This is a genomic window from Klebsiella scottii (assembly GCF_036561945.1).
In the GTDB taxonomy this organism is placed as follows: domain Bacteria; phylum Pseudomonadota; class Gammaproteobacteria; order Enterobacterales; family Enterobacteriaceae; genus Klebsiella; species Klebsiella scottii.
The window spans coordinates 85,808-99,825 of the sequence record NZ_JARXNI010000017.1 but is presented as its reverse complement, the minus strand read 5'-3'; the positions used below and the strand labels follow the sequence as shown (position 1 = coordinate 99,825).

Below are 14,018 nucleotides of genomic sequence, written 5' to 3'. Positions count from 1 at the left end.
ATTAAACGGCTTAACGTTGACCCGGAACTGCGATCTGACCCTTATTTTTCTTTTTATTGATTTAATATAATCATATGTGATTATATTAAATCAATTCGGAGGGCGGTATGAAAATTAAAGCGACAATAGAAAAAATCCCCGGAGGGATGATGGTCGTCCCGCTTGTGCTGGGGGCTATGCTCAATACCTTCGCCCCCGAGGCGCTGCAGGTGGGGGGCTTTACCACGGCATTATTTAAGAACGGCGCCGCGCCGCTTATCGGGGCGTTTTTACTCTGCATGGGGGCGGGTATCCATATAAAAGCCGCCCCTAAATCTCTGTTGATTGGCGGCGGTATTACCTTCACTAAGTTCGTTGTGGCGGTAGCGCTTGGATTTACCGTCGAGACGTTTTTTGGCGTCGACGGTCTGTGGGGACTCTCCTCCGTCGCCATTATTGCCGCGATGAGCAACACTAACGGCGGCCTGTACGCCGCTCTGGCCGGCGAGTTTGGCAGCGAGAATGAGGTGGGGGCAACGCCGCTGATGTCGCTGAGCGACGGCCCGATACTGACGATGATCGCTCTGGGCGCGGCGGGTATGGCTAATATTCCGCTGATGTCGATCGTGGTGGTGCTGATCCCCATGCTTATCGGCATGCTGCTCGGCAATCTGGATGCGCAGATGCGCGAATTCCTCACTAAAGGCGGCCCGCTGCTGATCCCATTCTTTGCTTTTGCGCTAGGCGCCGGAATCGACCTGTCCATGCTGTTGAAGGGCGGGCTTGCCGGGATCCTGCTGGGCGCGCTGACCACCCTGGTGGGCGGTTTCTTCAATATTAAAGTCGATCGCCTGCTGGGCGGGACCGGTATTGCCGGCGCAGCGGCTTCCAGCACCGCTGGTAACGCCGTCGCCACGCCGATGGCGATTGCACAGGCGGACCCTGCGCTGGGCGCGATCGTGGCGGTGGCGACGCCGCTGGTGGCCACGTCGGTGATTGTGACCGCCCTCTTAACGCCAGCGCTGACGTCGTGGGTGGCGAAGCGTAACCAGCAGCAGGCGAAGATCGCCCTCGGGGAGAAACCGCAATGAAGATGATTGTTATCGCAGATGATTTTACCGGAGCAAATGATACAGGGGTCCAGCTGGCCAAAAAGGGCGCGCGCACTGAGGTCATGCTCGATGAACGACAGCAAGCGTCACGTAAGGCTGATGTCCTGGTGATAAATACCGAAAGCAGGGCGTTGGCGCCGGCTGAGGCGGCAGAGAAGGTGAGGGCGGCCGTCGCGCCCTGGTTTCGCGAGCGGGATAACCCGCCGCTGGTATACAAAAAGATAGACTCGACGTTCCGCGGTAACGTCGGCGCGGAGGTCGAAGCGGCAATGCAGGCCTGCGGGGCCAGGCTGGCCATCGTGGCGGCAGCGATCCCTGCGGCGGGTAGGGTGACGATGAACGGACAGTGTCTGGTACACGGCGTACCGCTCGTCGAAACAGAATTTGCCAGCGATCCAAAAACACCGATTATTTCTTCTCATATCAAGACATTGCTTGAATTGCAGACCGCCTGCCCGGTTTATGAGCTGGATCTGGCGACGGTACGTGGCGGTGGCTCAGGCGCCGAACTCCAGCGCTTAGGCGAGAGCGATGGTGGGATTGTGGTCGTTGATGCCGAAAATGATGGCGATTTAGCCCTGCTGGCCCAGGCGGTGGCCGGGCTCCACGACCGTTACCTGCTCGTTGGCGCGGCGGGTTTTGCTAACGCGCTGCCGGCAGGCTGCTATCTCAGCCCACGGCAGCAGCTGCCGGTGCTGGTAGTCGCCGGTTCGATGAGTGAAGCGACCCGGCAGCAAATTGTGTTTGCGGCGAAAGAGAGAGCGCTGGGGATTGTGGATATTGATGTCGAGGCGCTGCTGCAAACGGACAGCGATAGCATGAAGGAAAAGATCGTCCACCAGTCCACTGCCGTTTTGCGCGATCGCCAGCATTGTGTGCTGAGAACCAGCCGCGACGCCGATGCGCGCGGGATGATTGAGACGCTGTGCGAACGCTACCAGCTTTCACGCCAGCAGCTAGGAGACAGCATTAGCTCAGCGCTAGGCGATATCACGCTCGCCATCATCAACCGAGCGCAAATCGGGGGGCTGTTCCTCACGGGCGGAGATATTGCTATCGCCGTGGCGAGAGCGCTCGGCGCTGAGGGTTATCGCATCGACAGCGAGGTGGCGCCCTGCGTGCCCTGCGGAACGCTGGTTAACAGCGAAATTGACGATCTGCCGGTGATCACCAAAGCCGGCGGATTTGGCGGTGAAGCCACGCTTCGGGATGCACTTTATTTTATTGAGGAGATGTACAGTGACAAATAACGTAATTGCCGTCACGATGGGCGACCCGGCAGGCATCGGGCCCGAAATCATTATCAAATCTCTGGCCGAAGGCGAGCTTTCCGGCACGCCGGCAGTCGTGGTGGGATGTTTACAGACGCTACAGCGTCTGCAGGCGTCCGGCGTCACCCCGCTCGTAGAATTACGCCCGATAAAGCAGGTTTCCCAGGCGCGCTTTGCGCCGGGGATCGTTAACGTCATTGACGAACCCCTGAAAGAGCCTGCCATGCTCATACCGGGAAAAGTGCAGGCGCAGGCCGGCGACCTGGCTTACCGCTGCGTTAAGCGGGCCACCGAAATGGCGCTGGCGGGAGAGGTCTCCGCCATCGCGACCGCGCCGCTGAATAAAGAGGCGCTTCATCTGGCGGGGCACATGTATCCGGGCCATACGGAGCTGCTGGCCCGGCTGACGGACAGTCGCGATTATGCGATGGTGCTGTATACCGACAAGCTGAAGGTCATACACGTTTCGACGCATATTGCGCTGCGTAAATTCCTCGATACCCTGAACGGCGAGCGTATCAAAACGGTGATCTCGCTCGCCGACACTTTCCTAAGGCGCGTGGGGTTCAGCTCTCCGCGTATCGCGGTAGCCGGCGTTAATCCTCATGCCGGTGAAAACGGTCTTTTTGGCGATGAGGAGATTAATATTGTCGGCCCGGCGATAGCGCAGATGCAGCAGCGGGGAGTGGCCGTTTATGGCCCTTGCCCGCCGGATACCGTCTTTCTGCAGGCCTGGGAAGGGCAGTACGATATGGTGGTGGCGATGTACCACGATCAGGGGCATATTCCGTTGAAGCTGCTTGGCTTCTATGATGGCGTCAATATCACGGCCGGGCTGCCGTTTATCCGCACCTCAGCGGATCACGGCACCGCGTTTGATATTGCCTGGACAGGTAAAGCTAAGTCTGAGAGCATGGCGATCTCTATCCAGCTAGCCAGTCAGCTTGCTTAATTTATAGATCGTTATCCGGATTCATTCAGGTTGCACCAGGCGGCAGTCCGCGGTGCCTGAGGCGGTTACCCGCGCCGGTTAAGCGCTGGCGTGGCTATCGGCTCGCAACGTGAAAGATGAAAGGTATATGAAGTCACAAAATCGATTAGACCAGATTCTGGACTATCTGAAAGGCCATAATCTGGTCACCGTTGAACAACTGGTTACCGCTATTGACGCTTCCCCCGCGACCATACGACGCGATCTGATTAAGCTGGATGAGCAGGGCGTGATTAATCGCAGCCACGGCGGCGTGGCGCTTAACCGCTTTATCCCTGCTCAGCCGACGACGAATGAAAAGCAGCTGCTGCATCCCCAGGAAAAGAGCGCGATTGCCCAGCTCGCCCTGTCGATGATTAAAGCCGGTGATTCGGTCGTGCTGGATGCCGGGACGACGATGCTGGAGCTGGCGCGTAACCTGACTTCGCTGCCGCTGCGCGTGATTACATCCGATTTACGCATCGCCCTGTTTCTCTCGGAGTTTAAGCAGATAGAGGTGACCATTATCGGCGGTCGCATCGATGACAGCAGCCAGTCGTGCATTGGCGATCACGGTCGTAAGCTGCTGCGCGGTATCTACCCGGATATCGCATTTATTAGCTGTAATTCGTGGAGCCTGGAGAAGGGAATTACCACTCCCACGGAAGAGAAGGCCGGGCTCAAGCAGGATCTGGCGCTGAATGCGAGCCGCCGGGTGCTGTTAGCGGACAGCAGCAAGTATGGCTCCTGGTCGCTGTTTTGCGTCACCCCGCTTGCCAGCCTGACGGATATCGTCACCGATCGCGGCCTGGCGACCCAGGCACAGGAGGCGCTCGCCAACCTGCCGTGCCAGCTTCACCTGGCATAACCAGGCAGCGCCGCCGCCGCGGCCCTGCCTGCGTCTCTTAGATATGCGGAATGTTGCGGGCGTAGTAAATCTCGCGCATCTCTTTCCACAGCAGGTCGGTAATGACCCTGCGCTCCTCTTCGCTTAAATCTTCCGGCCGGGTATGGAACATGTAGTGCTTCAGGTCGAACTCCTTCAGCAGCATCTTGCTGTGGAAGATATTTTCCTGGTACACGTTGACGTCCACCATGTCATACAGCGCCTTGATGTCGTCGGACATAAAGTTCTGTATTGAGTTAATCTCGTGATCGATAAAGTGCTTCATCCCGTTGATATCACGCGTAAAGCCGCGAACGCGGTAGTCAATGGTGACGATATCGGACTCCAGCTGGTGAATAAGGTAGTTCAGCGCCTTCAGCGGCGAAATAACGCCGCAGGTTGACACTTCAATATCGGCGCGGAAGGTACAGAGCCCACCCTCGGGATGGCTTTCCGGGTAGGTGTGGACGCAGATATGGCTTTTATCAAGATGGGCGACGACGGTTTCCGGCAGCGGGCCCGGATGCTCGCTTTGATCGATAAGCTGCGGGTCAATCGGTTCTTCGCTGACCAGAATGGTGACGCTGGCGCCCTGCGGCTCATAATCCTGGCGCGCGATATTCAGGATGTTGGCGCCGATTATCGAGCACGTCTCGGACAAAATCTCGGTCAGGCGGTTGGCGTTATAGAGTTCATCGATATAGGCGATATAGCCGTCGCGCTCTGCCGCCGTTTTGGCATAGCAGATATCGTAAATGCAAAAACTCAGGCTCTTGGTCAGGTTGTTAAAGCCGTGCAGCTTCAGTTTTTTCAATTTAGTTCACCCCCTTACTTAAGATCGCTGACGGACAGCGCATCCTGCAGATATTGCGGTAGGGCGAATGCCGCCGTATGAATTGCCGGGTTGTAATAACGGCACTTCAGGTTTGCTTTGTGAAAGCGTGCCTGGATAATTTCGCCGGAAAGATGGCGCAGCGCGTCGTTATCCGTCGCCCAGGCGAAGGTCATAATGCCGCCGTAATAGGTGGGTACCGCCGCCTGATAGAAGCTGACGTCGCTGAAATAGTGGCTCAGCTTGCGGTGGCTGTCGACGGCTTCGTCCTGCTGCAGAAAGCTCACGCCGTTCTGGGCGACGAAAATTCCGCCGGGGTTCAGGCAGCGCTTACAGCCCGCATAGAACGCTGAGGTGAACAGGCTTTCGCCGGGACCAATTGGGTCGGTGCAGTCGGAGATGATGACGTCAAACGTTTGCGTCGTCTGGTTAACAAAATTGACGCCGTCATCAATAACCAGCGTAAAGCGCGGATCGTCGTAGGCGCCGGCATTGTGGTTTGGCAGGTACTGGCGGCAGAAAGAGACTACGCCCGCGTCTATCTCAACCATGGTGATAGTTTCGATATGGGGATGACGGGAGACTTCGCGCAGCATTGCGCCATCGCCGCCGCCGATAATCAGCACGTGCTTCGCCTGGCCGTGGGCCAGCAGCGGCACGTGGGTCATCATTTCATGATAGATAAACTCATCGCGCTCGGTGGTTTGCACCACGCCGTCCAGCGCCATCACGCGGCCAAAAGCGGCGTTCTCAAAAATGATCAAATCCTGATGATCGGTCTTCTCGTGATACAGCACGTTATCAACGGTAAAATACTGACCAAAATGGTCGTGCAGTGTTTCATGCCACAGGTTGCTATCGGCCACGGGTTGATTCCTCCTTTGTTAACATCTGTTACACCCGTAAAAAACGAGCGCAACATCATAGCCAACTATAGATGAGGATGCACGGCGGATATTTCAGCCATGCGCGCGCGGGCAAATACGCCTGAAAATAGAGGCGATAGCGGGCGGATATTTTTTGGCGGCGGGCTTATTTAACGACGTTATTTAACGTAAGCCAGCAGGCTTAGGGAATCGCGCGCCAGCGCCTTACATTTTTTTGGGGTCGAAATCTTGATGCCGCTGAGATCGCGGTAGCTGTCTTCGCCGAGCGCTTTCATATTAAAGCTGTCGTAGTTGCTCAGATCCCATTGATTCTGTTGAGCAAAGAAGACCAGCGCGCGACGGATCTGGGTATTAGGCAGGTTCTGGTAACCGCAGTCGTTTTTCAGAAAAACAAATACCGCTGTTAAATCAGCCATATCTTCCGCTTCCGACTCGCTTAACGCGTAGCTATTGGCGGATAGTGCAAGCAGGCTGCCGAGCACTAGTGTTCTGCAAAGCGTCTTCATTTTGTTTACCATTGAATCACGGACGAACAAAGTTAGCATACTTCTTTACATGACGCCGAGCTTTATTCTTACTCTTCTGCTTGACCTTCCCGTTGCTGGAGGGTTTAAGCTCAAAAGTTCACCAGCAGAATAAAAGGATGTGAAATGCAACGTCGTGAATTTATCAAATTAACCGCCGCGCTTGGCGCATTCAGCGCGCTTCCGCTCTGGAGCCGCCCGGCGTTTGCCGCCGCTCGTCCGGCATTGCCGATACCAGACCTGCTCGCCGCCGACGCGCGTAATCGCATCACGTTAACCATCCAGGCCGGGAAAACGCAGTTTGGTCCTCACAGCGCGACCACCTGGGGCTATAACGGCAATCTGCTGGGCCCTGCGCTGCGCCTCAAAAAAGGGCAGGCGGTAACCGTTGATATTCATAACCGCCTGACCGAAGAGACCACCGTGCACTGGCACGGGCTGGAGGTCCCCGGCGAGGTTGACGGCGGGCCGCAGGGAGTCATTGCGCCGGGGGCTTCCCGCAGCGTGAGCTTCACGCCGACGCAGCGGGCCGCCACCTGCTGGTTCCATCCGCATCAGCATGGTAAAACCGGACGCCAGGTTGCGATGGGCCTGGCGGGTCTGGTGCTGATTTCCGATGAGGAGAGCGAGCGCCTGCTGCTGCCGAAGCAGTGGGGGATCGATGATGTGCCGGTGATCGTGCAGGATAAGCGCTTCACCGCCGCCGGCGAAATTGACTATCAGCTTGATATCATCAGCGCCGCCGTCGGCTGGTTTGGCGATACGCTGCTGACCAACGGGGCGCTCTATCCCGAGCACGCCGCCCCGCGCGGCTGGCTGCGTCTGCGCCTGCTTAACGGCTGCAACGCCCGCTCGCTGAATTTCGCCGCCAGCGATGGCCGGCCGATGTACGTGGTGGCCAGCGACGGCGGGCTGCTTGCCGAGCCGGTCAAAGTGAGCGAGCTGCCGATATTGATGGGGGAACGCTTTGAAGTGCTGGTGGATACCAGCGACGGTAAAGCCTTCGATCTGATCACGCTGCCGGTCAGCCAGATGGGAATGGCGATTGCGCCGTTCGATAAGCCGCAGCCGGTGCTGCACGTCCAGCCGTTGACGATTCAGGCATCCGGCCAGCTGCCGGATGCGCTGGCGGCGCTGCCCGGGCTGCCGCCGCTGGCAGGCCTGACCCAACGCACGCTGCAGCTGTCGATGGACCCGATGCTGGATATGATGGGAATGCAGGCGCTGACGAAAAAGTACGGCGATGGGGCGATGTCAGGCATGCACCACGGCAGCATGATGGATAGCGGCGGCATGGGAAATATGAACCACGGCGAGATGGGTAAAATGGACCACGCGGGTATGGGGCAGATGAACCACGGCGGCAACGCGTTCGACTTCCATAACGCCAATCGTATCAATGGCAAAGCTTTTGACATGGACGTGCCGATGTTTGCCGCGGCGAAGGGGCAGTATGAGCGCTGGGTGATTTCCGGCAAAGGCGACATGATGCTGCACCCGTTCCATATCCACGGAACCCAGTTCCGTATTCTGTCGGAAAACGGCCAGCCGCCCGCCGCGCATCGAACGGGATGGAAAGATACCGTGCGGGTCGATGGCGGCGTCAGCGAGGTGCTGGTGAAGTTCGAGCACGACGCGCCGAAGGAGTTTGCCTATATGGCGCACTGCCATCTGCTGGAGCATGAGGATACCGGCATGATGCTCGGCTTTACGGTCTAGCCCGGCCGCAGGGCCTGGCTCCGCAGGCTATCCTGCAAAACCGCAAAAGAAAAGGCCCGGTTCTCACCGGGCCTTTTGCTCTTTGACTTCAGCGGTTATTTCGCCTCATCCGGCAGGGCGTAAGCGACGATGTAGTCGCCCATTTTGGTCCCGAACGAACCGTGACCGCCGGCGGAGATGACAACATACTGCTTGCCATCAACCTCGTAGGTCATCGGCGTCGCCTGGCCACCCGCCGGCAGGCGGGCCTGCCACAGCTTCTCACCGTTGCTCATATTGTATGCGCGCAGGTAGTTATCCGCGGTGGCGCCAATAAACAGCACGTTACCCGCCGTGGAGATTGGGCCGCCCAGCATTGGCATCCCGAGATTAAACGGCAGCTGGACAGGCATCGGGAACGGCAGGCTGTCCTGCGGCGTCCCGATGCGTTTTTTCCACACCACTTCGTTGGTCTTCAGATCCAGCGCGGAGATATAGCCCCAGGCCGGCTGTTTGCACGGCAGGCCAAACGGTGACAGGAACGCGTTAAGGGTTACGCCAAACGGCACGCCATACTGCGGCTGAACGCCGGACTCGGTACCGGAACCTTTAGCATCTTTTGGCGGCTCCATTGGGTTGCCCGGGCCGCGTGGGATCAGCTTAGAGACGAACGGCAGCGCCATCGGGTTGGCAATCGCCACCTGACGGTTCGGATCGACGGAGATACCGCCCCATTCGAACATCCCGAGGTTACCCGGGAATACCAGCGTACCTTGCTCAGACGGCGGGGTGAAGATGCCTTCATAGCGCAGCTGGTGGAAGATAACGCGGCACACCAGCTGGTCGAACATGGTGGCGCCCCACATATCCGCACCGGTCAAATCTTTCTTCGGACGGAAGCTCAGGTCGGAGAACGGCTGCGTTTTCGTAACGTAATCGCCTTTCGCCGCGCCCTGCGGAACCGGTTTTTCCGGCGCCGGGACAACCAGCTCGCCGTTACGACGGTCCAGAACGAAGATGTTGCCGGTTTTGGCCGGCGCGTAGATAACCGGTACGGTCTTACCGTTGACGTCAATATCTGCGAGGGTTGGCTGCGACGGCATATCCATATCCCACAGATCGTGATGAACGGTCTGGTAGCTCCATGCCAGTTTACCGGTGGTCGCGTTCAGCGCGACGATAGAGCTGGCGAAGCGCTCCTGCTCCGGCGTACGGTTACCGCCCCAAATATCCGGAGTGGTGACGCCCATCGGCAGATAGATTAAATCCAGCTTCGCGTCATAGGCCGCAGGCGCCCATGAGTTAGGTGAGTTCAGCGTAAAGTGGTGCTGGTCATCGGGAATCGCGTTCGGGTCTTTGGCGCCCGGATCGAACACCCACTGCAGCTTACCGGTATTGACATCGAAACCACGAATGACGCCCGACGGCTCGCGGGTGGAGAAGTTATCGGTCACCGCGCCGGCAATGATAATAGTGGTATCGGTGACGATCGGCGGGGATGTCGGTTCGTACATTCCCGGAGTGGTCACCGGCATATTGGTCTGCAGGTTGAGGATCCCTTTATTGGCAAAGGATTCGCACAGCTGACCGTTGTCGGCGTTAATGGCGAACAGGCGACCATCGTTGACCGGCAGGATGATGCGGCGCGGACAGTTGGCGACCACGTCAGCCGGCGCGCTGTCGGCTTTGGCTTCGTGGTAAGAGACGCCGCGGCAGGTCACGTGCTGGAAGGACGGGTCCGCGTTCAGCTGCGGATCGAAGTGCCACTTCTCTTTCCCGGTCGCCGCGTCCAGGGCGAACAAACGCTGATGGGCGGTACACAGGTAGAGCATGTTGCCGACTTTAATCGGCGTCACTTCGTTAGTGATCTCACCCGGATCGTTCGGCTGCTTCAGGTCGCCGGTGCGGAACACCCAGGCTTCCTTAAGGTTCTTCACGTTATCGGCGTTGATTTGCTTCAGCGGCGAATAGCGTTGACCCTCCTGGTTACGGCCATATGCCGGCCAGTCGCCGTCGGCAACGGCGGAGATCGGGGCCGCAGGCGTGGCGTCGGCGCTCAGGGTGCCGTTCACTTCCTGCGGATCGTTAAATCCGGCCCAGGTCAGGATCCCGCCGCTGATCAGCAGGGCGATAACCAGCCCGGCGACCGCACCAGCGGAAGGGACGGGCAGACGGCGCCAGACAAAGGGCAAAATCAGCCAGATGCCGAAGAATACCAGGATATCGCTACGCGGGGTGAGCGCCCAGAAGTCAAAGCCGACCTCCCAGACTCCCCAAATCATCGTGGCGAGAAGCAGCGCGGCGTACAGCCAAAGCGCTGAACGCTTACCGCGCAGCAGCATAACGGTGACGGCGAGCATAACCAGACCGGCAATCGGGTAGTACCAGGAGCCGCCGATGGCCGCCAGCCATACCCCGCCAACTAAAAGATAGAGACCACAGAACGCTGCAAAGAGAGCAGTCAGCGTCACGAGTCGCCGTGATTGTTGAGATTTTGTTTCTGCCATAGAAGGTTACTCGTTTTGTTTGTTAATTTTTTAGATGCAATTAATTATAGGATTTAACAAGTGTGATCGGAATCACAAAATGGCTTTTATTATTCCCTGCACCGCAGATTTCTTTTTACTGGTATACTGGTCAGCTTGCCGGTCAACGTCGATGTGAGAGCAGCGGCCTTGATGATTTATCTTAAGAATCAAATGGTTAGTTTTATGAAACATACTGTAGAAGTGATGATCCCGGAAGCCGAGATCAAAGCACGTATCGCCGAACTGGGTCGTCAAATCAACGAATGCTACAAAGACAGCGGCAGCGAAATGGTGCTGGTGGGGCTGCTGCGCGGCTCATTTATGTTTATGGCCGACCTGTGCCGCGAAGTTCAGGTGCCGCATGAAGTCGATTTTATGACCGCTTCCAGCTACGGCAGCGGCATGTCCACGACCCGCGACGTTAAAATCCTCAAGGATCTGGATGAAGACATTCGCGGTAAAGATGTCCTGATCGTGGAAGACATCATCGACTCCGGCAACACGCTCTCCAAGGTGCGTGAGATCCTCAGCCTGCGCGAGCCGAAATCGCTGGCCATCTGTACGCTGCTGGATAAGCCGAGCCGTCGCGAAGTGAGCGTACCGGTTGAGTTTGTCGGCTTTGCTATCCCGGACGAATTCGTTGTCGGTTACGGTATTGATTACGCCCAGCGCTATCGCCATCTGCCGTACGTGGGCAAAGTGGTGGTGCTGGACGAGTAGGGCGCAGGTGAGCAATATTGCGGTGCCCGGCTAAGCAGCGTGCCGCCGGGTTTATCCGGTCCAGTGCAGGCTGCCTGCCCGGATACGGAAAGCGCGTCAGTTACTTGTGATTGACGTGCTTAATTTTGAGGTTGGAAATTCCGTGACGGTAGCGCTGTTCGAGAGTTTCGCGACTGACGGCGGTAACGTCGAGATCGCGCAGCAGGCCGTCGTGGATACCGTAGGCCCAGCCGTGGATCGTCACCTTCTGCCCGCGTTTCCACGCCGAGCGCATAATCGTTGAGTGACCCAGGTTATAGACCTGCTCCATCACGTTCAGCTCGCACAGCGTATCAAGGCGACGCTCTTCGGGCATCTCGCCCAGCAGCGAACTGTGTTTAAACCAGATATCGCGAATATGCAGCAGCCAGTTGTCGATCAGGCCCAGCTCGGTGTTTTCAATCGCCGCCTGCACGCCGCCGCAGCCGTAGTGGCCGCAGATGATGATATGTTCGACCTCCAGCACATCAACGGCGTACTGCACCACTGAAAGACAGTTCAGGTCGGTGTGAATCACCAGATTGGCAACGTTGCGGTGCACAAACAGTTCGCCAGGCTCCAGGCCAGTTAACCGTTCAGCGGGTACGCGGCTATCAGAACATCCAATCCACAGAAAGCGCGGTTTTTGCGCCTGAGACAAGGTTGCAAAAAAACCGGGATCTTCTTCCACCAGCATTTTTGACCATAGTGCATTATTGCTGATGAGTGTATCTATATCGTTCATGGACGTTCACGGCCTATAACCAGGTAAGTGCGTTGCGCTAATATAGGTTAACCTCACGTTTTTTAAAACAACCCATCGCGTGTCACGACACGAGAAGAGATATTTAATGACCATTGCTCTGGAATTAAAACAGCTTACAAAAACCTACCCCGGCGGGGTTCAGGCGCTGCGGGGGATCGATCTGCAGGTTGAGGCAGGCGACTTTTATGCGCTGCTGGGCCCTAACGGCGCGGGTAAATCCACCACGATTGGCATTATCAGCTCGTTGGTAAATAAAACCTCAGGTCAGGTCAACGTCTTTGGCTACGACCTGCAGAAGGATGTGGTTAACGCCAAGCGCCAGCTCGGCCTGGTGCCGCAGGAATTTAACTTTAACCCCTTCGAAACCGTGCAGCAGATCGTCGTCAATCAGGCGGGCTACTACGGCGTTGAGCGTAAAGAAGCGGTTATACGCAGTGAAAAATACCTGAAACAGCTCGATTTATGGGAAAAGCGCGGCGAGCGTGCGCGGATGCTATCCGGCGGCATGAAGCGCCGGCTGATGATCGCCCGCGCGCTGATGCACGAGCCGAAATTGCTGATCCTCGATGAGCCGACGGCGGGCGTGGATATCGAACTTCGCCGCTCGATGTGGGGTTTCCTCAAGGATTTGAACGATAAAGGCACCACCATTATCCTGACCACCCACTACCTGGAAGAGGCGGAGATGCTGTGCCGCAATATCGGCATTATTCAGCGCGGAGAGCTGGTGGAGAATACTTCCATGAAAGCGCTGCTCGCGAAGCTTAAATCTGAAACCTTTATTCTCGATCTGGCGCCGAAAAGCCCGCTGCCGGTGCTCGAAGGCTATCATTATCGCCTGGTGGACACCTCAACCCTGGAAGTTGAGGTGCTGCGCGAGCAGGGGATCAACAGCGTATTTTCTCAGCTGAGCGCGCAGGGCGTTCAGGTTTTAAGCATGCGTAACAAAGCCAACCGCCTGGAAGAGCTGTTTGTCACGCTGGTACATGACAGGAAAGGAGAATCAGCATGATGCAGCTGTACTGGGTCGCGCTGAAAAGCATCTGGGCCAAAGAGATCCACCGTTTTATGCGTATCTGGATCCAGACGCTGGTGCCGCCGGTGATCACCATGACGCTCTATTTCGTCATTTTTGGCAACCTGATCGGCTCGCGCATCGGCGAAATGCACGGCTTCACCTATATGCAGTTTATCGTGCCGGGCCTGATTATGATGGCGGTGATCACTAACGCCTACGCCAACGTGGCCTCCTCTTTTTTCAGCGCTAAATTCCAGCGTAATATTGAGGAGCTGCTGGTGGCGCCGGTGCCGACGCACGTGGTTATCATCGGCTACGTTGGCGGCGGCGTGGCGCGCGGGCTGTTTGTGGGGATCCTCGTCACCGCGATCTCGCTGTTCTTCGTCCCGTTCCAGGTTCACTCCTGGCTGTTCGTTGGGCTGACGCTGATCCTGACTGCCATCCTCTTCTCGCTGGCGGGTCTGCTGAATGCGGTATTTGCCAAAACCTTCGACGATATCAGCCTGATCCCGACCTTCGTGCTGACGCCGCTGACCTATCTCGGCGGGGTCTTCTATTCTCTGACCCTGCTGCCGCCGTTCTGGCAGGCGCTGTCGCACCTTAACCCGATCGTCTACATGATCAGCGGCTTCCGTTATGGCTTCCTCGGCATCAACGATGTTCCGCTGATTACCACCTTTGGCGTACTGGTGGTATTTATCGTCGCGTTCTATCTGCTGTGCTGGTCTCTGATCCAGCGCGGACGCGGTCTGCGCAGCTAGCGGGCGATATTTGGCGCTTCGCTGACCGATTAGGCGAAGCGCTATCCG

Annotated in this window: 13 protein-coding genes; 8 read left to right on the top strand and 5 right to left on the bottom strand. The window is 57.2% G+C overall.

What is annotated here, in order from left to right; genetic code table 11:
• The first annotated feature begins 107 nt into the window (after positions 1-107).
• The 4 genes from QFI97_RS00730 to QFI97_RS00715 all read left to right on the top strand — a co-directional run bounded on the left by QFI97_RS00730 (position 108) and on the right by QFI97_RS00715 (position 4,200).
• Positions 108-1,070 (top strand): 2-keto-3-deoxygluconate permease, encoded by a 963-nt coding sequence (locus QFI97_RS00730; protein WP_095103733.1) that lies wholly within the window; start codon positions 108-110, stop codon positions 1,068-1,070.
• Positions 1,067-2,341 carry a D-threonate kinase gene (dtnK, locus tag QFI97_RS00725; protein ID WP_095103732.1) on the top strand — a complete coding sequence of 425 codons (1,275 nt, stop codon included), beginning with the start codon at positions 1,067-1,069 and terminating at the stop codon, positions 2,339-2,341. The genes QFI97_RS00730 and dtnK overlap by 4 nt, the downstream gene beginning before the upstream one ends.
• A complete protein-coding gene (locus tag QFI97_RS00720) occupies positions 2,301-3,314 on the top strand; it encodes a D-threonate 4-phosphate dehydrogenase (RefSeq protein ID WP_346430472.1) in 1,014 nt (337 codons plus the stop codon). The genes dtnK and QFI97_RS00720 overlap by 41 nt, the downstream gene beginning before the upstream one ends.
• Before the next feature lie 127 nt (positions 3,315-3,441).
• Positions 3,442-4,200 (top strand): DeoR/GlpR family DNA-binding transcription regulator, encoded by a 759-nt coding sequence (locus QFI97_RS00715; protein ID WP_346430391.1) that lies wholly within the window; start codon positions 3,442-3,444, stop codon positions 4,198-4,200.
• Between the two features lie 37 nt (positions 4,201-4,237).
• Here the strand turns inward: QFI97_RS00715 and speD are convergent, their stop codons facing one another.
• The 3 genes from speD to QFI97_RS00700 all read right to left on the bottom strand — a co-directional run bounded on the left by speD (position 4,238) and on the right by QFI97_RS00700 (position 6,443).
• Positions 4,238-5,032, bottom strand: a complete 795-nt coding sequence (speD, locus tag QFI97_RS00710; RefSeq protein WP_095103728.1) for an adenosylmethionine decarboxylase — start codon at positions 5,030-5,032, stop codon at positions 4,238-4,240.
• Positions 5,033-5,046: 14 nt separating this feature from the next.
• Positions 5,047-5,916 (bottom strand): polyamine aminopropyltransferase, encoded by an 870-nt coding sequence (gene speE, locus QFI97_RS00705; RefSeq protein WP_095103727.1) that lies wholly within the window; start codon positions 5,914-5,916, stop codon positions 5,047-5,049.
• 179 nt (positions 5,917-6,095) lie between these two features.
• Positions 6,096-6,443 (bottom strand): YacC family pilotin-like protein, encoded by a 348-nt coding sequence (locus QFI97_RS00700; protein ID WP_095104103.1) that lies wholly within the window; start codon positions 6,441-6,443, stop codon positions 6,096-6,098.
• 144 nt (positions 6,444-6,587) lie between these two features.
• Here QFI97_RS00700 and cueO point away from each other — a divergent pair, with 144 nt between their 5' ends.
• Positions 6,588-8,180 (top strand): multicopper oxidase CueO, encoded by a 1,593-nt coding sequence (cueO, locus tag QFI97_RS00695; RefSeq protein ID WP_095103725.1) that lies wholly within the window; start codon positions 6,588-6,590, stop codon positions 8,178-8,180.
• Positions 8,181-8,275: 95 nt separating this feature from the next.
• Here the strand turns inward: cueO and QFI97_RS00690 are convergent, their stop codons facing one another.
• Positions 8,276-10,666, bottom strand: coding sequence for a glucose/quinate/shikimate family membrane-bound PQQ-dependent dehydrogenase (locus QFI97_RS00690; protein WP_095103724.1), 2,391 nt, complete (start codon positions 10,664-10,666; stop codon positions 8,276-8,278).
• Between the two features lie 204 nt (positions 10,667-10,870).
• Between QFI97_RS00690 and hpt the strand changes: the two genes are divergently transcribed.
• On the top strand, positions 10,871-11,407 hold the full coding sequence (gene hpt / locus QFI97_RS00680; RefSeq protein WP_346430390.1) for a hypoxanthine phosphoribosyltransferase: 537 nt from the start codon (positions 10,871-10,873) through the stop codon (positions 11,405-11,407).
• 100 nt (positions 11,408-11,507) lie between these two features.
• Here the strand turns inward: hpt and can are convergent, their stop codons facing one another.
• The gene (gene can, locus QFI97_RS00675; protein WP_045859826.1) at positions 11,508-12,170 is read right to left on the bottom strand and encodes a carbonate dehydratase; all 663 of its coding nucleotides are present in this window, start codon (positions 12,168-12,170) and stop codon (positions 11,508-11,510) included.
• Between the two features lie 106 nt (positions 12,171-12,276).
• Between can and QFI97_RS00670 the strand changes: the two genes are divergently transcribed.
• Both QFI97_RS00670 and QFI97_RS00665 read left to right on the top strand, forming a co-directional pair.
• Positions 12,277-13,203 carry an ABC transporter ATP-binding protein gene (locus tag QFI97_RS00670; protein WP_095103723.1) on the top strand — a complete coding sequence of 309 codons (927 nt, stop codon included), beginning with the start codon at positions 12,277-12,279 and terminating at the stop codon, positions 13,201-13,203.
• On the top strand, positions 13,200-13,970 hold the full coding sequence (locus QFI97_RS00665; RefSeq protein WP_045859825.1) for an ABC transporter permease: 771 nt from the start codon (positions 13,200-13,202) through the stop codon (positions 13,968-13,970). Before QFI97_RS00670 ends, QFI97_RS00665 begins: the two co-directional genes overlap by 4 nt.
• Positions 13,971-14,018: the final 48 nt, after the last annotated feature.